Consider the following 18,715-nt stretch of genomic DNA (forward strand, 5'->3'; position numbering starts at 1 on the left):
TCTGGTCAGGTCAGCTCGGCCGTTGTGTCGCTCACGGTGGTGATCTCGATGCGGAGCGCCGAGTCGGAGTACGACTCGGCGTGGCGTCCCACCTTACGGATAGCTTGCCACGCCGCAGGGTCTACCCCGTTTCGCGGCACACCGGTCGTCGTGATCACGATCGCCATTGTCGCACCGGTCGCGACGGCCGATCCGGCGGCGACCTGAGGGCCCGCGGCCCGCTCGATGTCGAGGCTGAGCGTGCGTGCCTGACCGGCCCCGGAGCGGACCGGGTCGCTGATCAGCAGCCACACCGCCGTGAGCAGGCCGTCGCGCTGGTCGCGGGTGAGCCCGGCTGCGAGTCCGTCCGGGTCGGTCAGGGTGACCGTCGGGCCGAGCAGCGCCGACTCGGTCACCGCGTGGTACAGCCACGTCTCCTTGCGGCCCTGGATGAGGTGCAGCCGCAGTTCGGTGGCGATGCTGGCGGCCGTGTCGGCCGTCGCCTCGTCGAGGGGGAGGGCGGTGCGTCCGGTCGCGACGCCGTCGAGCAGCCGTTCAGCGGCGAGGTCGAGGCGGGCGAGTTCCTCCGAGGCCATCATCCCGACCGCGTAACCGGGCGACGACACGGTGCTCTGCACCTGGACGAGGTCGAGCTCCAACTGCACGAGGGTGCTGAGCGAGCGGACGACCTGCATACCGACCAGGGGAGGCGCGATCGCGATGGCCACGGTGGCGATCGCGGGTCCGAGCATCTGGAGGTCGCCCATCGAGCGCACCAGCAGCACCGTCGCCAGCACGACGCCGAGCACCGCGGTTGCGACGACGATGTCGCGGGCCGGCCGCACCGGTACGCACAGCAGGAGGGCAGGGCCGACGGCCGCTGCGGCCGTCAGCGGGATCCACACTCCCGACGTCGAGGTGCCGAGGATGTCGAGCGCGACGACCGCCGCCCACAGAACGAGCGCGACGGCGAACAGCCAGTTCGGCAGGAGATCGGGCAGCCGGAACCGCAGCACGAGCGCCGTCACCAGGGTGACCAGCAGCACACCCCATGCGGCCACGCTGAAAGCCAGGTCGGGGTAGTTCGGCGCGGCGATCAGCATGATGGCGAACAGAAACGCGATCAGGGCGACGGAGGCGATGTTGAAGCCGAGGTCGAGGCGCGCACGGCCGAGCGCGTCGCGCTCCTGGCGCCCGCGGGGGAGGTTCGCGGAGCCCACCGCTCCCGACCGGCGGGAGCCGAGCAGCCCGCGCGACATCGGGATGGTGCGGTCGTCCTGGCTCACTTCGGCACCTCCAGCACCACGGTCGTCCCGCTGCCGGGCGACGAGAACAGTCGCGCATTGCCGCCGACGTCGCGCAGGCGGGCGACGATGGACTCGGTGAAGCCGAGCCGGCCCTCCTCGATGCTCGCGACGTCGAACCCCTTGCCGGCGTCGGTGACCATCGCGCGCACCGTGGTCTCGTCGTCGGTGATCGTGACGTGCGCCTCGTTGACGCCGGAGTGCCTGCGCACGTTCTCGAGGCACTCGCCGAGCGCGAGCAGGAACGAGTCGAGGACGTCGCTCGGCAGCAGCACCTGCCCGGCGCCGTGCCAGTTGACCTCGAGCCCCATCCTCCGGAAGCGCTGCTTCACCGACTCCAGGGTGTTGCCGAGGGTGGACTCCTCGACGGGCTTGAGGCGATAGTCGCCCGACCGCGTCGGGTCCGGTGTGAAGCCGAGGCGCAGCTGTCGCAATAGGGCGGCATCCTCCGCGGCCTGCTCGCGCAGCGCTCCGGCTCCGACGCCGACGCCGGAGTGGGCGAGCAGCGTGAGCGTGGCGAGCACGGTGTCGTGCAGGAGGCGGGCGCCCTGGCGGCGTCGCGCCTCGGTCTCGCTCGCCTGGCGCTCGACCCGGTACGCGCGGCTCATGGTGGAGATGCGCTTGAGGGCGCGCGGCACGGTGCGGCCCAGCCAGATCCCGGTCGCAGTGAGAGCGACCCAGCCGGCCACGATGAAGATCAGGACCTCGACCAGCCGCGAGCCCGTGACGAGCAGCGTCGTCACGGTGGCGGCGAGCGTCACCGCGCCGGCGAGGATGGCCAGCAGGGTGCGGCGCCGGGAGGTCGGCCCCAGCAACGAGACGCAGGCGACCCCGACCGCGCCGACGACGCCGATCGTGGTGACCGCCGACGGTCCGAGCTGCGTCTTGGGCAGCAGGTTCAGCGCGATGATCCCGACTCCCGTGACGATGATGACGCACATCCAGACCGTCAGCCGGCTGAGCGTGGCGAGCTGGAACTGCGCCACCCCCATGCAGGCGAGCAGCACGAGCGACGCGAAGTACAGGGGCAAGGGAATCGTGCCGGGGACGCTCAGGGTCAACAGGGTCGTCGCACTGGCGACGAGACCGACGGTGCGGGCGGTGGTGGCGAGAAGCCGATCACGCTCCTTCTGGATGCGCGACATGCCTCTCCGTTCCCCTCAGGCCGCGAACAGCCTCCTCAGCTGCTCGGTGATCGCGTCGTCTTCGATCAGGAACGCGTCGTGACCGAAGTCGGAGCGGATCACCACCGGAACTCTACCGTCGATCGTCTCCGGGAGGTGGGACGCGATGAGCTGCTGTCCCTCCACGGGGAACAGTCGGTCGCTGTCGATGCCGACCACGAGTGTTCGGGCGGTGACGCGGGCGAGCGCGGCGGCCAGTCCGCCGCGTCCGCGGCCGACATCGTGCGAGTTCATGGCCTCCACCAGCGTGAGGTAGCTGTTGGCGTCGAAGCGGCGCGTGAACTTGTTGCCGTGGAAGTCCAGGTACGACTCGACCGCGAACCGTCCGCCACCGCCGAGGGGGCTGATCTCGCTCTGCCAGGCGCGCTCGAACCGCTCGTTCAGCTCCGACGGGCTGCGGTAGTTGAGCAGCGCCATCCGGCGGGCGAGCGCCAGGCCGCGGTGCGGGCCCTCGCCGTCCTTCTCGTCGTAGTAGTGACCGCCGTGGAACAGCGGGTCGGTGCGCACAGCCTCGATCTGCACCGAGTTGAGCGCGATCTGGTCTGCGGTGGAGAACGGCGGAGCGGCGATCACCGCGAGTCGCTCGACGCGCTCGGGGAACGAGACCGCCCACTCGAGCGCCTGCATGCCTCCCATCGACCCGCCGATCACGGCGGCCCAGCGGCCCACGCCGATCGCGTCGGCGAACGCGGCCTGCGCGTTCACCTGGTCGCGGATAGTGGTGAACGGGAACCGCGGACCCCATTCGGCGCCGTCGGGCGCGATCGAGGCGGGACCGGTGGTGCCCTGGCAGCCGCCGAGCATGTTGGGGGCGACGACGAACCAGCGGTCGGTGTCGACCGCCTTGCCCGGGCCGATGACGCCCTGCCACCAGCCGGCGGTGGGGTGACCGTCTCCCGAGCCTCCGACGACGTGGCTGTCGCCGGTGAGAGCGTGCAGCACCAGGACGGCGTTGTCGGCCTCCGGCGAGAGCTCACCCCAGGTCTCGTAGGCGACGCGCACGAAGGGGAGGCTCTCGCCGCTCTCGAACGCGAACGCACCGATGCCCGCGAAGCGCCGCTCGCCCTCGGGGTCGGACTCTTTCCACGCTCCGCTCGCCGGAGGCTTGCCCAGCAGCGATCGCGCCTGAGCCTCCGTGATGAAGCTCGAGGGTGCTGTGTCCGCCGAGGTCTGCCACTCCATGGGTTCATTCTCCCGGAGCGTGGAGGCGCCGGCTGCTGTGTTACGTGGAGCCGTCCGGGCGATCGTCCGGCTCGTCGTCGGAGGGCAGGTTCAGCTCGCGCCCCATGCGCTCCTGGCTCGAGCGCCGCTGGCGAGCCTGCTGCGTCTGCTCGTTGAGGTAGCTGACGATCGTCGCGCTGGCGGTTCCGACGATGGCGATGCCGCCGATCATCAGCACCACGGCCAGCAGCCTCCCGGTCAGCGTCACCGGATAGTAGTCGCCGTAGCCGACCGTCGCCATCGTCACGCAGGCCCACCACAGCGAGTCTCCGAACGAGTGGATGTTGGAGCCGGGGGCGAAGCGCTCCACCTGGTAGACCGCCAGCGAGATGACGTAGATGAACATCAGCACGAAGGTGCCGGCGATGATCAGGATGCGCCGGCGCAGGTGGCTGCCGGAATTGCCGCGAAGACTCGGCATCCGGAACAGGTCGACGATCAAACGGAACGGCCGCGCGACGGGGATGAGCACCGAAAGCAGGTCGACGACGTTGTGGTGGATGAAGTCGCGCTTGTCCTTCGCGAGCCGGAGGCGCACGACGTAGTCGACGAGGAACGCCACCCAGATGAGCGCGAGCAGCCAGACGAGCACCCGGTAGAGGGTCTGCGGCATCTGCGGCTCGAGCACCGTCCACGAGTAGGCGATGAGGAACGCGACGCTCGCGACGATGCCCGGCCACACCGTGGCCGCCTCCCACCGCTTCCGCTTCGCGTCGTCCGCCATGCTCGTCAGCCCTTGATCTTTAGCGGCCCCTTGGCGAAGCGGTACGATGCCGCCTGCGCGACCGGCTTCACCACGATCAGGTCGAGGTCGACGTGCCGCGGCAGCTCCAGCGCGTGCACGATCGTCTCCGCGATGTCCTCCGCCGACAGCGGCTCCGGCACGTCCTCGTAGACCGCGTCCCGGCGCTCCTGGTCGCCGTCGAACCGCACGAGCGAGAACTCCTCGGTGGCGACCATCCCCGGCGCCACCTCCACCACGCGGATGGGCTCGCCGTTGAGTTCCAGCCGCAGCACCTCCGTGAGCGCGTGTTCGGCGTACTTGGCGGCGTTGTAGCCGCCGCCGCCCACGTACGCGGCCAGCCCCGCGATCGACGTGACGTTCAGGATGTCGGCGTGGCCGGACTCCCGCGCACCGTCGCGCAGCAACGGCAGCAGGGCGCTGATCACCCGTTTGGTCCCGATGACGTTAATCTCGTACATCCACACCCAGTCGTCGACGCTGGAGGCCTCCACGGAGTCGAGGCCCTTCGCTCCGCCGGCGTTGTTGACGAGGGCGTGGACGGGGCCGGTCGCGGCGAGGTGGTCGCGGAGCGCGTCGACGTCCTCCTGGCGGGTCAGGTCTGCGGCGAAGACGTCGGCGCCGGTCTCGGCGGCCAGCTCGTCGAGACGGTCCTGGCGGCGGGCGACGCCCACGACCTCCCAGCCCCGCTCGCGGAACAGGCGGACCGTCGCCGCACCGATCCCCGAACTCGCTCCCGTCACGACCACACGTCTGCTGCTCATGCTGCCTATTCTCACGGGTTACGGCATGTTTCGGCAGCGTTGCCCGCGGGAGGCCGCGAGTCTAGCGTGTTACCGACCACCGAACGGTGCCCCCACCCGACAGAGCCATCACCCGAACGAGGAGCGAAAGCCATGACCGACGCCGCCGACTGGCAGTTCGAGACCAAGCAGATCCACAGCGGTGCCGCCCCCGACCCGGTGACCAACGCGCGCGCCACGCCGATCTACCAGACCACCTCCTACGTCTTCAACAACGCGGAGCACGCCAAGAACCTGTTCGCGCTCGCCGAGTTCGGCAACATTTACACGCGTATCCAGAACCCGACCCAGGCCGTCGTCGAGGAGCGCGTCGCCGCGCTCGAAGGCGGCACCGGCGCCCTCCTCGTCGCCTCGGGGCAGGCGGCGTCCACGTTCGCCATCCTCAACATCGCGCAGGCCGGTGACCACATCGTGTCCTCCAGCTCGATCTACGGCGGCACTTACAACCTGTTCAAGTACACGCTCGCGAAGCTCGGCATCGAGACCACGTTCGTCGAGAACCAGGACGACGCCGAGGAGTGGCGTCGCGCTGTGCGCCCGAACACCAAGCTGTTCTTCGCCGAGACCATCGGCAACCCGAAGATCAACATCCTCGACATCGCGCTCGTTTCCGACGTCGCTCACGAGGCCGGCGTTCCGCTGATCGTGGACAACACGATCGCGACGCCGTACCTGATCCGCCCCTTCGAGCACGGCGCCGACATCATCGTGCACTCGGCCACCAAGTTCCTGGGCGGCCACGGCACCGTCATCGGCGGCGTCGTGGTCGACGGAGGAAAGTTCGAGTGGTCGAAGAGCGCGGAGAAGTTCCCCGGCCTGACGCAGCCGGACCCGTCGTACCACGGCGCCGTCTACACGGCCGCGGTCGGTGACGCGCTGGCCTACATCATCAAGGCGCGCGTGCAGCTGCTGCGCGACCTCGGCGCGGCGATCGCCCCGGCCAGCGCCTGGCAGCTCATCCAGGGCATCGAGACGCTGTCGCTGCGCGTGGAGCGCCACACCCAGAACGCGCAGGAGATCGCGGAGTTCCTGGAGGCGCACCCCGACGTGGCTTCGGTCAACTACTCCGGTCTGCCGACCAGCCCCTGGTACGCCGCCGCCAACAAGTACGCCCCCAAGGGTGTCGGCGCGGTGCTCTCGTTCGAGCTCAAGGGCGGTGTGGACGCCGGGGCGGCGCTCGTCGACAGCCTGAAGCTGTTCAGCCACCTGGCGAACATCGGCGATGTCCGCAGCCTCGTCATCCACCCGGCGTCGACCACGCACTCGCAGCTGACGCCTGAGCAGCAGCTCACCGCGGGCGTCACGCCCGGTCTGGTGCGCCTGTCGGTCGGCCTCGAGAACATCGACGACCTGAAGGCCGACCTCTCCGCGGGTCTCGCCGCGGCCCGCGCCGTCGCGGAGGCCGCCCGCGTCTGACGCGTGAACCACCGCCGAGGGGCACGTCGTGGTCACTTTTCCGCTCGAAAAGTGACAACGACGTGCCCCTCGGTGTGTGAGGGGAGTGCGCTACGAGTTCGCGAGGGCCACGCAGGCACGCAGGAGGGCGATCGCCTCTCGCGCGTCGGCGGTCGTGAAGTCCTGGTGCTCGCCCGCGCGGTCGCGCACGGCGCGGGCGAGGAGGTCCGCGTGCTCCGGCCACCGCTCAGCGGCGCTGCGGGCCGCGGCGGTCTTCGACACGATGTGCCCCGACTCCATCGTCTCCACGAGCCGGATCGGCCCGAGGGCCAGCCAGCGAACCGTCTCCGACCTCACCGCGTCGCCCGGCTGCCGGCCGGCGAGCTCGGCCTCCGCGCTGTCGCCCACCGGCGCCCAGAAGCCGACGAGGTCGTCGCGCGAGCGCGCCACCACCTGCTGCGCGGTGTCCGGGTGGCGGTCGGAGGTCGGCGTCCAGATCACGTCGCCGCCGTCGGCGATGCCCTGCACCCCGTCCTCCAGCTCGCGCCAGGTCGCCCAGCTCAGTTGGCCGCCGGCGAGGGCGCTGAGGAGCACGCCCTCCACGACCTGCGGAGCGGTCTCGACCTGGTCGGGCCCGCGCGCGATCTCCGACTCCGTCAGATAGACGCCGTCGATGTGCGGCGTCGACTCCGCGTGGAGGGTGGCGAGAGCCGGGAGGTCGTCCTTCGGGTCGCGGGTGACCACGAACACGACGTCGATGTCGCTCACGCCGTCGTGCCAGTCGTCGGTGGCCGCCGAACCGGTGACCACGGCCCGGCTGACCAGACCGGGCGCGATGCGCCGTTGTTCGAGCAGGAACCGGGTGAGTGCCTCGCCGACCTGCGGCGGTAGTGGGTTGTCCATGGTTCCCCCTGTCTCGTCCTGTCAGACGGTCGGCGCCTCCGCGTCGGCGAATGCCAGGCGCGGCACGAAGAAGAGGAGCACGGCGGCCACGAGCGCGCCGAGGCCGCAGATGGTCCAGACCAGCATGTAGCCGAACAGGCTCGCCGCCGTCGCCGTGACGGTCGCGGCGCCGGTGAGCAGCACCACCCCGAAGACAGCGGAGGCGAACGAGCCTCCGATCGTCTTGGTCGTGTTCGTCATGGCCGTGGCGACACCCGTCTGCCCGTGTGGCGCTGCGGCAGCGGCTGCGGCAGGGAGTGCGCCGACGAGCGCGCCGGAGCCGATGCCCGCGATCGCCATGTTCGTGAACACCTGCCAGGTCTCCAGGTGGAACGGCAGGAAGAGGAGGTAGCCGATCGCGACCAGGAACGCCGCCGCGATCAGCGTCACGCGCGGGCTGAGCCACGACGACACCAGCGGGAAGAGCACGGCGCCGACGATCATCGAGATCAGGTATGCACCGATCAGGATGCTTCGCTGGCCCGCGCTGAGACCCAGACCGTAGCCGTTCACGGGGTCGGTTCCGGCATACGTGCTCAGCGGCGCCTGCGCCCCGAGGAGGCTGATGCCGATGAGGCCGGCCGTCAGCTGCACCGGCCACATGTTCGGCCGGCCCATCACCCGCAGGTCGATGGCCGGGTCCTTCTGCTTCAGCTCCCAGCGCCCGAACGGGATGAAAGCGAGGACGCCGAGCACGATGAGAGCCCACACCCACCAGGTGCCGACGCCGTTGATCCGCAGGAAGGTCAGGCCGGAGGTGATGAGCAGCAGTGCGAGCGTCAGCAGCGTGAAGCCGATGCCGTCGAGCGTGCGGCCGCGAACCGGCTCGGACTCGGGGACGCCGAAGAGAATCGCGAAGAACACCAGCGTGACCGCCGCGGCCGGCACCATGAGCGTCGCGGCGACGTTCTGGCCCAGGGCGTCGAACAGCAGGCCCGCGCCGATCGCGCCGACGATGGCCCCGGCCTCCAGCGCCACGACCAGCAGGCCGGCGGCGCGACGAGTGCGGGAGGCGGCGGTGCCGGTGCGCCGGCCGCGATCGAAGATCAGCGCGATCTCCAGGGGCAGCCAGACCACGTAGAAGCCCTGCAGCGCGAACGCGATGAGGTAGGTCGTGAAGTCGTGCGAGAAGGCGAGCGCCCAGCTGGCGAGTGCGGTGAGCACGGTGGCGACCAGCAGGATTCGCTTGTGTCCGAACATGTCGCCGAGCTTGGCGAGCACCGGCACGACCAGCGCGGAGAGCAGGAGCTGGGCCGCTTCGAACCAGTTGTAGTCGGCATCGTGGATGCCGAGATGCTTGACGATGTCGGAGATCAGCGGCACGTAGTAGCCCTGCAGGATGCCGCTGGTGAGCTCGACCAAAGCGAGCCAGCCGATGAGGGCGGCGGTCGCTCCGATCGCGGTGGTCGCCCGACGCTGGGCGACCGTCTTCTCCGATGTCATGCGCGGATGCTAACACCTGCCCCGCCCTTGTACGGTAGAGGCGTGGCCAGCGAACTCGACGATTCAGGTACAGGCGTTCTCGCGGAGACCGAACGAGAAGTCCTCGGCTGGCTCGAGTTCGGCGATGCGGCCCGTCATCTCGCGGGAGAGGTCGTCGAATCCGGCTTCGAGCCCGACATGGTCGTGGCCATCGCGCGGGGCGGGCTGCTGCTCGCCGGCGCCATCTCGTACGCCCTCGGCATCAAAGCCTGCGGCGCGCTGAACGTGGAGTTCTACACGGGTGTCGACTCACGGCTCCCGGAGCCCGTGGTGCTTCCTCCGATGCTCGACTCCGCTGCGCTGGAGGCCAAGCGGGTGCTGCTCGTCGACGACGTCTCCGACTCCGGACGCACGCTCGCCCTCGTGGTCGACCTGATCGCGGCCTCCGGCGCCGACGTGCGCACCGTGTGCCTCTATTCCAAGCCGCGCACAGTGCTCGAACCCGATTTCGTCTGGCGCCGCACCGACCGCTGGATCACGTTCCCCTGGTCAGCGCTCCCGCCCGTCACCCCGGCCACGCACTGAGCGCCGCGCCCCGGAGACTCTGATGGCGCGGAACCTCTGATGGCAAAGGCGCTCGCCGAGCTCGCCGCCGACGGGTCGATGGACCCGGGTTGGGCGGAGGCGCTCGCCCCCGTCTCCGGCCGGATCGCAGCGATGGGCGACTTCCTGCGCGCGGAGGTCGCCGCCGGGCGCCCCTACCTGCCGGCCGGTGAGAACGTGCTGCGGGCGTTCCGGGCGCCGCTCGCCGACGTGCGCGTGCTCATCGTCGGCCAGGACCCGTACCCGACGCCCGGCCACCCGATCGGTCTCTCCTTCGCGGTCGAGCGCCACGTTCGACCGATCCCGCGGAGTCTCCAGAACATCTACCGCGAGCTGCGCGACGACCTCGGTGTCGTTCCGCCCGCGCACGGCGACCTGAGCGCGTGGTCGCGCAACGGCGTGATGCTGCTCAACAGGGTGCTGACCGTCCGGCCGGGTGCTCCGGCCTCCCATCGCGGCGCCGGCTGGGAGCCGATCACCGAGCACGCCATCCGCGAGCTGGTGGCGCGCGGCCGGCCGTTCGTGAGCATCCTGTGGGGGAGGGACGCCTCCACCCTGAAGCCCATGCTCGACGGCAACCCCGTGATCGAGTCGCCGCACCCGAGCCCTCTGTCGGCCTCCCGTGGGTTCTTCGGCTCGCGGCCGTTCTCGCGCAGCAACGCCCTGTTGGAAAGTGTGGGTGAAAAACCGGTGGACTGGTTCTTGGAATAAGAGGCATTCCATATCTATCCACTGCGGTTGAAATATATCATTGCTCGGTGAGTCTCTCGAGCCGGCGGGCGCCGTTACGTCCCGAGATCCAGTTGCTGCGCGCCATCGCGGTCGTCGCCGTCGTCCTCAATCACTTCTGGCCGGGAGGTGTGACAGGTGGATTCGTCGGCGTCGACGTGTTCTTCGTGCTGAGTGGATTCCTGATCACATCGCACCTGCTCCGAGAGGTCGCGGCCGGAGGGCGCGTCAGGCTGGCGCGCTTCTGGGCGCGTCGAGTACGCCGACTGCTCCCGGCTGCGCTGCTCGTGCTGTTCGCCTGCTTCGCACTGACCATGACGGTGATGCCGGCCGCAAGCCGGGCGGAGGGTATCCGGCAGATCGTCGCAAGCACGTTCTACGTGCAGAACTGGGCGCTCGTCGCCAATTCCGTCGACTACTTCCACGCGGGCGCCTCCTCGACCACCGTGCAGCACTTCTGGTCGCTGTCGGTGGAAGAGCAGTTCTACATCATCTGGCCGCTGCTCCTCGTGGCCGGCTGGTGGTGGTCGCGCGGGCACCCTGGTCGGCTACTCCTCATCGTCTCGACGGTCGGCGTTCTTTCGCTCGTGTGGTCGATCTGGCAGTCGTTCGGGCCGACTGCGACGGTCGCCTACTTCTCGACCGCGACGCGAGCATGGGAGTTCTGTGCGGGCGCCGTGCTGGCTCTTCTCCCCGGGCTGCGAGACGGGATGCTGTCCGAACGGCTGCAGGCCATCCGCATCGCCTCCGGCCTCGTGGGGCTCGCACTGATCGGATACGCCGCGCTTGAATTCGACGCGTTCACTGTTTTCCCCGGCTTCGCGGCCCTGCTGCCCGTCGCGGGAACCGGGCTCGTCCTGATCGGTGGGAGCCCGAGGCCGCTGTGGTCCGTCGGCGGAGCCGCGCGGTTGCGCCCATTGCGGTACGTCGGCGATATCTCGTACTCGCTCTACCTGTGGCATTGGCCGCTCATCCTGGTGGCCCCTCTCGTGCTGCTGCCCTTCGGCGGCGTGAACGACCTCGTCAAGGTCGGCGTGCTTGTGACCTCCCTGGTTCTCGCGGCGTTCACGAAGCATTTCGTGGAGGACCGGTTCCGATTCTTCCGACGGGGCGCCGGGCTCGGGCGCACCTTCCTGATACCCCTCGTCGGCGCGATGATGGCGGTCGTGCTCGCCGTCGGCGCGAACCTGTTCGTGCTCGGACCTTCCTCGGAAGCGAGTCAGAAGCTCCTGAGCCGGCTCCGGGATTCGGGGTGCTGGGGCGCGCAGGCAGTGGCCAACGGGTGCGCGGATCCGTTCGGACCCGGTCCGACGATCGACGGCTCCGCGGCCTATGTGGACAGGATCTCGGTGTGCGACCACGAGGTTGCGACGGCACCGCCGGTTGGGTCGTACGCGTCGTGCGACTACGGCCGCGGGAGTGCGGTGATGGCCGTCGTGGGAGACTCGCACGCACAGATCATGGCGACGGCCGTCGCCGCGTGGGCGGTCCCGCGCGGGTACACGGTCCGCCTTTTCGCCGAGCCGTCGTGCCCGGTCCTCGGTCCGGGCGAGCTGGCGTTCCCGAACGGGGTAGGCGCCGAGAGTGCACGGAGCCCGTCAACGTGGAATCGCTGCCTGCAGCGATCGAGGGAGATCATGGCCGAGGTCGCGAGCGACCCGAGCATCGGCGACGTGATCGTCACGAACGCGACCGGTTCGTATCTCGACCACGACGATCCTGCACGTGGCGCCGTGACCACTGCGACCGTGTCCTCGGATGTGGATCTGCTCCTCCGTCAGAAGAAGAAGGTCGTGGTCATCCGTGACGTGCCGGGTGTGGCGCGGGGAACCTCCGCGCCGGAATGCCTTTCGCTGAACGCGACCGACCCCGAAGCCTGCAGCGTCGCACGTCGTGAGATCTTCCCGAAGATCGACCCCTATCTGGCCGTGGCGAAACACCGGAACCTCCCCGTCGTCGATGTCGCCGACTATCTCTGCGACGACGAGCGATGCTACGCAGCGGTCGGAGGCGTGGCGGCCTACTGGGATCGTGGACATCTGACAGCCACGATGATCGCATCGCTCACTCCGATGATCGGGGCGCAGCTCACAGAGGCGATGCCGTCGCGAGCGGGCGATGCACCGTGAGCTCGCTCTCGAAACCTCGTTGAAACCCGAGGGCCGTACCCTGGAAGGGTGTTGGAAGAGGAATACGAGACCCGGCGCGTGCTGCCGCGCCATCTGCGCAAGCCCGAGGTCGCGGAGGCGCCCTTCGAGTACACCCTCCGCGCCGCGCGCAGCGAAGACCTCCCCGACGTGCGCGAGATATACAACCATTACGTCGCGAACAGCACGGTCACCTTCGACGAGGACGCGATGACCCTGAAGGAGTGGAAGGACAAGTTCGGCTACCTCCGCAAGCTCGGAATGCCGTTCATCGTCGCCGAATCCGCCAGCGGGCAGATCCTGGGCTACGCGCTGGTCACCCCGTGGAAGCAGAAGCGGGCGTACCGGTTCACGGTCGAGAACTCGATCTACCTGGGTGCGGCCTCCACCGGGAAGGGTCTCGGCCCCGTGCTCATGCAGGAGCTGATCGATCGTTCGAAAGAGGCCGGTCTCAAAGAAATGATCGCGGTCATCGCCGACAGGGGCGCAGAGGCCTCCATCAAGATGCATGAGAACTTCGGTTTCACCGAGATCGGCCGGATGGGTCGCGTCGGCTACAAGTTCGAGCGCTGGCTCGGCACTGTGCTGATGCAGAAGTCGCTCAAGTAGCCGACGCCCCGATCGAGCGCTCTTCCCGGGATCGATCATCAGCCGTACCATCTGTTTCATGACGGGTATTGCATGTATCTATTTCAGGGCGCGCCTGACGGCACTCTGCTGCGCCGTGTCCATCGCTGCGAGCGCGCTCTTCCTGCTCGCTCCCGCAGGCTCAGCCAGCGCCGCCTCCACATTGGTCTGCCCAGCACCTGACGCACCCGCGCCGAAGGCGGTCGACTACGCTCACCCGGACGTCTCCACGTCGGTGCACCTCGCCGACGGGACGCCGGTCCGCAGCTACAGTGGGATCACGATCGACCAGGCGGTGGTCGACGACCCGGCCACCGGGCACGCCTTCATCGCCTACTACACGCCAGGCGACTACCCGGAGGTCGCCGTGGTCGAAGTCGACACGACCGGTCTCGTCCTCAGCTCGTCCATCCTGCGCGACGCAAGCGGCACGAACGCATCCGCGTTGTACAAAGTCGGAACCCTGGACGACTCGCACAACACGCTGGCGATCGCGGTCGACGAGAAGGGATATGTGCACGTCGCGGGCAACATGCGCCCGTATCGCACTCCCGGCTACTGGCGGAGCGCGAGTCCGCACACTGTCGCGCGCATGCTGTACAAGTCGCAACTGCCCGGGCTCGGCTACAACGCGGGCGGCATCGCCCTCTTCGCCACCGGGGCCGAGCGGGTGTCGTCGGCGCCGAAGTTCTTCGTGGCCGATGACGGCGAGCTCTACTTCGGGTTCAACTGGTTCGACCCGAACAAGGGCAGCTTCTTCCTGCTCCACTACAATGCCGACACAGCGAAGTGGGACAACCCGTCAGGGAGCAACGGCGTCCACTACGGAAGCTTCCTCGACCAGGATCGCGCGCTGCTCGCCGGGTACGAGTTCGACATGGATCCGTACGTGCGGCCGATCGTCGAAGGCCCGGGCGGGTGGTACTGGATGGTCTGGTCGTGGCTCGAAAACGGGGGCGACCCGGACAGCAACTCGCGGATCTCCGCCATGAAGACCCATGATTTCCACACGTGGTACACGGCGAAAGGACGTCCTCTCCCGGCAAGCGTTCCCTACACGTTGACCAGCACCAGCACGACGAATCTCGACCTGGTGGTTGCCGAGCTGACACCGACCGGCAGCGGCATGCTCAATGGGCAGCTCCAGCTCGGGTTCGCGGCCGACGGCCGTGCGGTCGTCACGTACTTCGCGCGCTACAAGGGAGCCACGAAGATCTACGTCGTCCGGCAGAGCGCGATCGGGGGCTGGGGCGCTGCCACGCCGATTCCCATGAGCGGAGACAACGATCTGAGAGCGGCGGGCGGCACGAGACTCTACGTGTCCACACCGCCTCGGCCGGCCGCCGACGGGACGACGGACATGATCATCCCGTTCGCCTGCAACGGGGCGAACTACGAGGCGCGGGTGCGACTCGGCTCGATGGGAACGTACTCCGGACTCGTCTCTTACGGGTACGCCGCGGCATCGCCCCTACCGCAGGCGGCGACGATCCTCTATCCCGAGTCGGCGAAACTGGCGGCGGTCGCGCGCACGGTGTCGAGCCCCGACTTCGTCGCGCCCGACGGTGCCCAAGACCAGTGGGTGGTCAAATGGGGTGCGGGACCGTACGTGGCGAACGGCGCGAAGCCGACGTGGCCTTACGCCGTCGGAGGCTCGCCGTTGACACTGTTCCGGATTCCAGCGTGAGCACAGGCCGGCGAGTGTCTTGGGTGGCGATCGTCGCGGCGCTAGGCTCTGTCCGTGACCACCGCCACCTCCGACACCGGCCAGGTCGCCTCCGCCGCGCCAGCGACGCCCGCGAACCTCCCGCTGCGCAAGCGCCCGTTCGACATCTTCTTCGTCGTGATGTTCTCGCTGTTCAGCCTGACCTGCATCATCAGCGACGCCATCCCGACGCTCGGGATTCCGCAGACTGCGACGACGACCAACATCCTCGCGCAGTGGAACTACACGTACTCGTCGCAGTACGACCCGCTCTACATGCACGAGCCGCTGTGGCTGCGGTTCATCACTGGAACCAGCGCGTTCATCTATCTGCCGTTCTACATCCTGCTCATCGTCTGCCTGGTCAAGGGCTTCAACTGGATCCAGCTGTTCTGCGTGATCTACGCGACGATGATCATCAGCCTGACGGCCATCCCGATCTTCGGCGTAGAGTTCTTCGGCCCGGTGGGGGAGCGCACGCCGAACCCCGTCGTCTTCCTGCTCTACAACGGCCCGTACGTGCTCGTGCCGTTGCTGCTCCTCATCCGCATGCGCAAGCCGATGCCGTTCACCAGGAGGTTCTGAGATGCCGCTGCTGGAAGATCTGTCCGTCTTCGAGGACGGTGACGTGTTCTCGGTGTACGACCACTCGTACGAGGACGAGGACGCCGTGCCCGACCGGGGTCGTCCGCTCGGGACGATCACCGTCACACCCGACGGCGACTACGTGCCGGAGGGGATCGGCGCGATCTTCCCGTGGGTGCAGCCGGCGCGGACCATCGACGACGCGCTGGCGGCGTTCGTCGGCTGACCGGTCCGGCGGAGGCCGCTCCTCAGGAGGCGGGGTGCCGGCCGCCGAGCTCCAGGAGGCCGACGCCGCCGATGAGCAGCACCAGGCCGAGGATCTGCACCCAGGTGAGCGACTCCTTGAAGAAGATCCACGAGATCACCGCGATCACGGCGACGCCGACGGCCGACCAGATCGCGTACGCGACGCCGAGCGGAACGCCGCGCGAGAGCGACTGCGACAGAGCGAGGAACGACGCGACGTACCCGACCACGACGATGGCGAACGCCCACCACTTGGGATTGTCGCCAGAGGTGAACTTGAGGAACGTCGTCGCGACGACCTCCGTCGCGATGGCGACGGCGAGGAAGATGTAACCCAGCACGCCACAACACTAGTGACATCGGCAGTGCTGACCGGAAGGGGAACAGCGGATGGACGACAGGGCACCGGTGCGGCAGCTGCGCATCGTGGTGGAGGCTGAGGAGTACGACGAGGCGCTCTCGTTCTTCCGCGACGTGCTCGGCCTCCCCGAGCAGGAGAGCTACGCGGGCGAGGGCGGCGCGCGGGTCGCGATCCTCGATGCGGGCCGGGCGACGCTCGAGCTCGCGAACCCGGCCCAGAAGGCGATGATCGACGACGTGGAGGTCGGCCGCCCGGTCGCCCCGCACATCCGGCTGGCGTTCGAGGTCGACGACGGCCGCACCGTCACTGCGCGGCTGGTGGAGGCCGGAGCCGAGCTGATCGCGCCGCCGACGGTCACACCGTGGAACTCGTTGAACGCGCGGCTGGCGACGCCGGGCGACCTCCAGGTGACGGTGTTCCAGGAACTCGATTAGCGGCGACTATGGGTTTGCCGAGTATCCCGGCCGCCGCTCGGGCGGCGACCTAGGCTGACGTCGACGACATCGTCGGACGGCCCGCGTGGCGGGTCGGCCGAGTGAGGCCGATGGCACAAATCGTGGCCGGGAGCAGGGCTCCCGGCCACGTCCATGTCTGCGGCAGGTGGCTGCACGCGCTTCAGGTGCGCGGCGTCGCCCTCCGGAGCACCGCGAAGCCGGCCAGAGCGGCGAGGGCGGTCGGCACCAGCAGCCACGCGGTGACCCCCACCGGACCGTTGGCGGCGAACCACTCGCCGACCGCCGCCCAGCTGCCGGTGAAGGTGATCAGGGCGACGCCCCCGACGATCAGCAGGATGATCAGCGCGAGGATGGCGAGCACGCCGTACATCCGCCACCGCATGAACAGCGCGGCCGAGAACGCTCCGACGGCGAAGAAGAACAGCATGCCGGCGAACACGATGAACAGCCTCCCGAGGAACGACGCCCCGGATAAGTACACCGACGTGAACAGGTGGCCGCCGAGTCCCCAGCCGTTCGTCCACTCCTCGACGAACGAGAGCACCGTGAACCCGATCGCGTAACCGGCCGAGAGCAGCAGGAAGGTGAGGGCGGAGCCGAGGGAGAAGTCGCGGCGCGTGACGCTGTAACCGAGCGCGAACGGGAACGTTGCCGAGATGACCTGGATACCTACCACGAGCATGTAGACGAAGATGTAGAAGCCTCCGCCGCTCCACTGGGTGCCGTCCATCGCCTTCGCGCGGTCGGCCGGCGCCGTGGCGCCCCAGATGATCCACCAGATCAGCCAGTTGACCAGCCAGATGAAGAACATGATCATCACCGGCACCCAGATGGTGGTCCACTTGTTCACCAAGTTCAGGCGGACGACGCGCCAGATGCGCGCTCCCGCGCCGGGGCCGGTGTGCAACGCCGGGGCGCCGGGATTCTGCGTGATGGCGGTCATGCGCTCTGCTCGAATTCTGTCTCACGGACGTTGGTCTTGCGGACGATGAGTTGCTGGAGGGAGACGGGTGCGAGCTCGAGGCCCGCGGCGGTGGCCTCCGCGCGCTCGGCGGCGCCGAGCCCGGACACGGTCACGGACGCCAGGCCTCCGATGCCCTCCCGGTGCAGTACCTCGCGGGTGCTGACGAAGGCGTCGACCGCGCCGCGCTTCCCGACGACCGTGGTCGCCGACGAACGCAGGGTCTCCGCGTCGTCGTCCATCAGGATGCGGTCCTGGTCGATGACGATGACGTGCTCGAGGAGGTTCGCCACCTCGTCGATCAGGTGCGTCGAGAGGACGACGGTGCGCGGGTGCTCCGCGAAGTCCTCCAGCAGCCGGTCGTAGAAGAGTTGCCGGGCGACGGCGTCGAGGCCGAGGTAGGGCTCGTCGAAGAAGGTCAGCGGTGCCCGGGAGGCCAGGCCGACGATCACGCCGACCGCCGAGAGCTGGCCACGGGAGAGCTTCTTGATGCGCCGGTTCACCGGAACCCGGAAGTCCTCGATGAGTTGGTCGGCGAGGGCGGCGTCCCAGTTCTCGAAGAACCACGGCGCGCTGCGGAACACGTGCCGGGGCTGGAAGTCCTCCGGGTAGCGCTGGCTCTCCTTGATGAAGCAGATGTTCTGCAGCACGCGCGCGTTCTCGGTGGGCTTCTCGCCGAACACCCGGATGTCGCCGGCCGAGACGAAGTCCTGTCCGGTGATGAGCTGCATCAGCGTGGTCTTGCCCGCGCCGTTGCGACCGAGGAGGCCGTGGATGCGGTTCGGCTTGATGGTGACCGAGACGTCGTCGATCGCGGTGAACGATCCGAACCGCTTGGTCACGTTCGATACCTGCACCGCGGGCGCGATGGAGGTCGGTGCCGGGGTCGCGCTCATGCGCTGATTCCTTCCTTCTGGATCATCTGGCTGATCTGGTCGGGGCCGATCCCGAGCTTCGCCGCTTCGGCGAGCAGGGGCCGGAGGTACTCGTCGCGAAACGCCTCACGCCGCTTGGCGACGAGCCGTTCGCGGGCGCCGTCAGAGACGAACATGCCGATGCCTCGCTTCTTGTAGAGGATCCCGTCGTCGACGAGAAGATTGACGCCTTTGCCGGCCGTGGCCGGGTTGATCCGGTAGAAGGCCGCGAACTCGTTCGTGGACGGCACCTGCGTCTCGGGCGGGTAGACGCCCTCGATGATGTCGTTCTCGATCTGTTCGGCGATCTGGACGAAGATCGGCTTGCCCTCTTCGATCACACGAACCTCGCTGGTTCATTAGTCATGTAACTAACCATGCAACCTGCGC

General features: G+C 68.5%; 20 protein-coding genes. 9 read left to right on the forward strand and 11 right to left on the reverse strand.

All coding sequences use genetic code 11. The features are described from left to right. Positions 1–5: 5 nt before the first annotated feature. The 5 genes from AC0HS0_RS12650 to AC0HS0_RS12670 are packed head-to-tail and all read right to left on the reverse strand — an operon-like array spanning position 6 to position 5,194. The gene (locus tag AC0HS0_RS12650) at positions 6–1,265 is read right to left on the reverse strand and encodes a hypothetical protein (RefSeq protein WP_472964371.1); all 1,260 of its coding nucleotides are present in this window, start codon (positions 1,263–1,265) and stop codon (positions 6–8) included. Further along, positions 1,262–2,428, reverse strand: a complete 1,167-nt coding sequence (locus AC0HS0_RS12655; protein WP_472964372.1) for a sensor histidine kinase — start codon at positions 2,426–2,428, stop codon at positions 1,262–1,264. Before AC0HS0_RS12655 ends, AC0HS0_RS12650 begins: the two co-directional genes overlap by 4 nt. A 15-nt stretch (positions 2,429–2,443) precedes the next feature. Then, complete coding sequence (gene metX, locus AC0HS0_RS12660; protein WP_472964373.1) at positions 2,444–3,649, reverse strand: homoserine O-acetyltransferase MetX; 1,206 nt, start codon at positions 3,647–3,649, stop codon at positions 2,444–2,446. A gap of 40 nt (positions 3,650–3,689) precedes the next feature. Further along, the gene (locus tag AC0HS0_RS12665) at positions 3,690–4,412 is read right to left on the reverse strand and encodes a potassium channel family protein (RefSeq protein ID WP_472964374.1); all 723 of its coding nucleotides are present in this window, start codon (positions 4,410–4,412) and stop codon (positions 3,690–3,692) included. A 5-nt stretch (positions 4,413–4,417) separates the two neighbouring features. Beyond that, positions 4,418–5,194: an SDR family oxidoreductase gene (locus AC0HS0_RS12670; RefSeq protein ID WP_472964375.1), complete on the reverse strand. Its 777-nt coding sequence runs from the start codon at positions 5,192–5,194 to the stop codon at positions 4,418–4,420. A gap of 132 nt (positions 5,195–5,326) precedes the next feature. On the opposite strand from AC0HS0_RS12670, the gene AC0HS0_RS12675 reads away from it, so the two are divergent. Beyond that, positions 5,327–6,649, forward strand: a complete 1,323-nt coding sequence (locus tag AC0HS0_RS12675; RefSeq protein ID WP_472964376.1) for a bifunctional o-acetylhomoserine/o-acetylserine sulfhydrylase — start codon at positions 5,327–5,329, stop codon at positions 6,647–6,649. A gap of 90 nt (positions 6,650–6,739) precedes the next feature. On the opposite strand, the gene AC0HS0_RS12680 is transcribed toward AC0HS0_RS12675, so the two are convergent. Both AC0HS0_RS12680 and AC0HS0_RS12685 read right to left on the reverse strand, forming a co-directional pair. Beyond that, the gene (locus tag AC0HS0_RS12680) at positions 6,740–7,531 is read right to left on the reverse strand and encodes a nucleotidyltransferase domain-containing protein (RefSeq protein ID WP_472964377.1); all 792 of its coding nucleotides are present in this window, start codon (positions 7,529–7,531) and stop codon (positions 6,740–6,742) included. 21 nt (positions 7,532–7,552) lie between these two features. Beyond that, on the reverse strand, positions 7,553–9,013 hold the full coding sequence (locus tag AC0HS0_RS12685; RefSeq protein ID WP_472964378.1) for an MFS transporter: 1,461 nt from the start codon (positions 9,011–9,013) through the stop codon (positions 7,553–7,555). A 42-nt stretch (positions 9,014–9,055) separates the two neighbouring features. On the opposite strand from AC0HS0_RS12685, the gene AC0HS0_RS12690 reads away from it, so the two are divergent. From AC0HS0_RS12690 to AC0HS0_RS12720, 7 genes are all read left to right on the forward strand, one after another. Further along, positions 9,056–9,577: a phosphoribosyltransferase gene (locus AC0HS0_RS12690; protein ID WP_472964379.1), complete on the forward strand. Its 522-nt coding sequence runs from the start codon at positions 9,056–9,058 to the stop codon at positions 9,575–9,577. A 39-nt stretch (positions 9,578–9,616) separates the two neighbouring features. Then, positions 9,617–10,306: a uracil-DNA glycosylase gene (locus AC0HS0_RS12695; RefSeq protein WP_472964380.1), complete on the forward strand. Its 690-nt coding sequence runs from the start codon at positions 9,617–9,619 to the stop codon at positions 10,304–10,306. A gap of 47 nt (positions 10,307–10,353) precedes the next feature. Next, positions 10,354–12,453, forward strand: coding sequence for an acyltransferase family protein (locus tag AC0HS0_RS12700; protein WP_472964381.1), 2,100 nt, complete (start codon positions 10,354–10,356; stop codon positions 12,451–12,453). Positions 12,454–12,501: 48 nt separating this feature from the next. Further along, entirely contained in the window at positions 12,502–13,080 is a 579-nt protein-coding gene (locus AC0HS0_RS12705; protein WP_472964382.1) for a GNAT family N-acetyltransferase, read from the forward strand. 115 nt (positions 13,081–13,195) lie between these two features. Then, positions 13,196–14,785 carry a BNR-4 repeat-containing protein gene (locus tag AC0HS0_RS12710; protein ID WP_472964383.1) on the forward strand — a complete coding sequence of 530 codons (1,590 nt, stop codon included), beginning with the start codon at positions 13,196–13,198 and terminating at the stop codon, positions 14,783–14,785. A 54-nt stretch (positions 14,786–14,839) separates the two neighbouring features. Next, positions 14,840–15,388, forward strand: coding sequence for a DUF2781 domain-containing protein (locus AC0HS0_RS12715; protein WP_472964384.1), 549 nt, complete (start codon positions 14,840–14,842; stop codon positions 15,386–15,388). 1 nt (position 15,389) lies between these two features. Beyond that, entirely contained in the window at positions 15,390–15,614 is a 225-nt protein-coding gene (locus tag AC0HS0_RS12720; RefSeq protein ID WP_472964385.1) for a hypothetical protein, read from the forward strand. Between the two features lie 22 nt (positions 15,615–15,636). Here the strand turns inward: AC0HS0_RS12720 and AC0HS0_RS12725 are convergent, their stop codons facing one another. Then, positions 15,637–15,975, reverse strand: coding sequence for a DMT family transporter (locus AC0HS0_RS12725; RefSeq protein ID WP_472964386.1), 339 nt, complete (start codon positions 15,973–15,975; stop codon positions 15,637–15,639). 49 nt (positions 15,976–16,024) lie between these two features. Here AC0HS0_RS12725 and AC0HS0_RS12730 point away from each other — a divergent pair, with 49 nt between their 5' ends. Continuing rightward, on the forward strand, positions 16,025–16,429 hold the full coding sequence (locus AC0HS0_RS12730) for a VOC family protein (protein WP_472964387.1): 405 nt from the start codon (positions 16,025–16,027) through the stop codon (positions 16,427–16,429). Between the two features lie 181 nt (positions 16,430–16,610). Here the strand turns inward: AC0HS0_RS12730 and AC0HS0_RS12735 are convergent, their stop codons facing one another. The 3 genes from AC0HS0_RS12735 to AC0HS0_RS12745 are packed head-to-tail and all read right to left on the reverse strand — an operon-like array spanning position 16,611 to position 18,666. Further along, on the reverse strand, positions 16,611–17,393 hold the full coding sequence (locus tag AC0HS0_RS12735; protein WP_472964388.1) for a hypothetical protein: 783 nt from the start codon (positions 17,391–17,393) through the stop codon (positions 16,611–16,613). Beyond that, positions 17,390–18,307 carry an ABC transporter ATP-binding protein gene (locus AC0HS0_RS12740; RefSeq protein ID WP_472964389.1) on the reverse strand — a complete coding sequence of 306 codons (918 nt, stop codon included), beginning with the start codon at positions 18,305–18,307 and terminating at the stop codon, positions 17,390–17,392. The genes AC0HS0_RS12735 and AC0HS0_RS12740 overlap by 4 nt, the downstream gene beginning before the upstream one ends. Beyond that, complete coding sequence (locus AC0HS0_RS12745) at positions 18,304–18,666, reverse strand: GntR family transcriptional regulator (RefSeq protein ID WP_472964390.1); 363 nt, start codon at positions 18,664–18,666, stop codon at positions 18,304–18,306. The genes AC0HS0_RS12740 and AC0HS0_RS12745 overlap by 4 nt, the downstream gene beginning before the upstream one ends. Between the last annotated feature and the right edge of the window lie 49 nt (positions 18,667–18,715).

This window comes from Leifsonia sp. PARNA 1/14 (assembly GCF_055720965.1).

Excerpts from the sequence above, each read along its gene's own strand:
- AC0HS0_RS12655 (WP_472964372.1), bottom strand. The coding sequence starts at position 2,428 with ATGTCGCGCATCCAGAAGGAGCGTGATCGGCTTCTCGCCACCACCGCC.
- metX (WP_472964373.1), bottom strand. The coding sequence starts at position 3,649 with ATGGAGTGGCAGACCTCGGCGGACACAGCACCCTCGAGCTTCATCACG.
- AC0HS0_RS12665 (WP_472964374.1), bottom strand. The coding sequence starts at position 4,412 with ATGGCGGACGACGCGAAGCGGAAGCGGTGGGAGGCGGCCACGGTGTGG.
- AC0HS0_RS12670 (WP_472964375.1), bottom strand. The coding sequence starts at position 5,194 with ATGAGCAGCAGACGTGTGGTCGTGACGGGAGCGAGTTCGGGGATCGGT.
- AC0HS0_RS12675 (WP_472964376.1), top strand. The coding sequence starts at position 5,327 with ATGACCGACGCCGCCGACTGGCAGTTCGAGACCAAGCAGATCCACAGC.
- AC0HS0_RS12680 (WP_472964377.1), bottom strand. The coding sequence starts at position 7,531 with ATGGACAACCCACTACCGCCGCAGGTCGGCGAGGCACTCACCCGGTTC.
- AC0HS0_RS12685 (WP_472964378.1), bottom strand. The coding sequence starts at position 9,013 with ATGACATCGGAGAAGACGGTCGCCCAGCGTCGGGCGACCACCGCGATC.
- AC0HS0_RS12695 (WP_472964380.1), top strand. The coding sequence starts at position 9,617 with ATGGCAAAGGCGCTCGCCGAGCTCGCCGCCGACGGGTCGATGGACCCG.
- AC0HS0_RS12720 (WP_472964385.1), top strand. The coding sequence starts at position 15,390 with ATGCCGCTGCTGGAAGATCTGTCCGTCTTCGAGGACGGTGACGTGTTC.
- AC0HS0_RS12730 (WP_472964387.1), top strand. The coding sequence starts at position 16,025 with ATGGACGACAGGGCACCGGTGCGGCAGCTGCGCATCGTGGTGGAGGCT.
- AC0HS0_RS12735 (WP_472964388.1), bottom strand. The coding sequence starts at position 17,393 with ATGACCGCCATCACGCAGAATCCCGGCGCCCCGGCGTTGCACACCGGC.
- AC0HS0_RS12740 (WP_472964389.1), bottom strand. The coding sequence starts at position 18,307 with ATGAGCGCGACCCCGGCACCGACCTCCATCGCGCCCGCGGTGCAGGTA.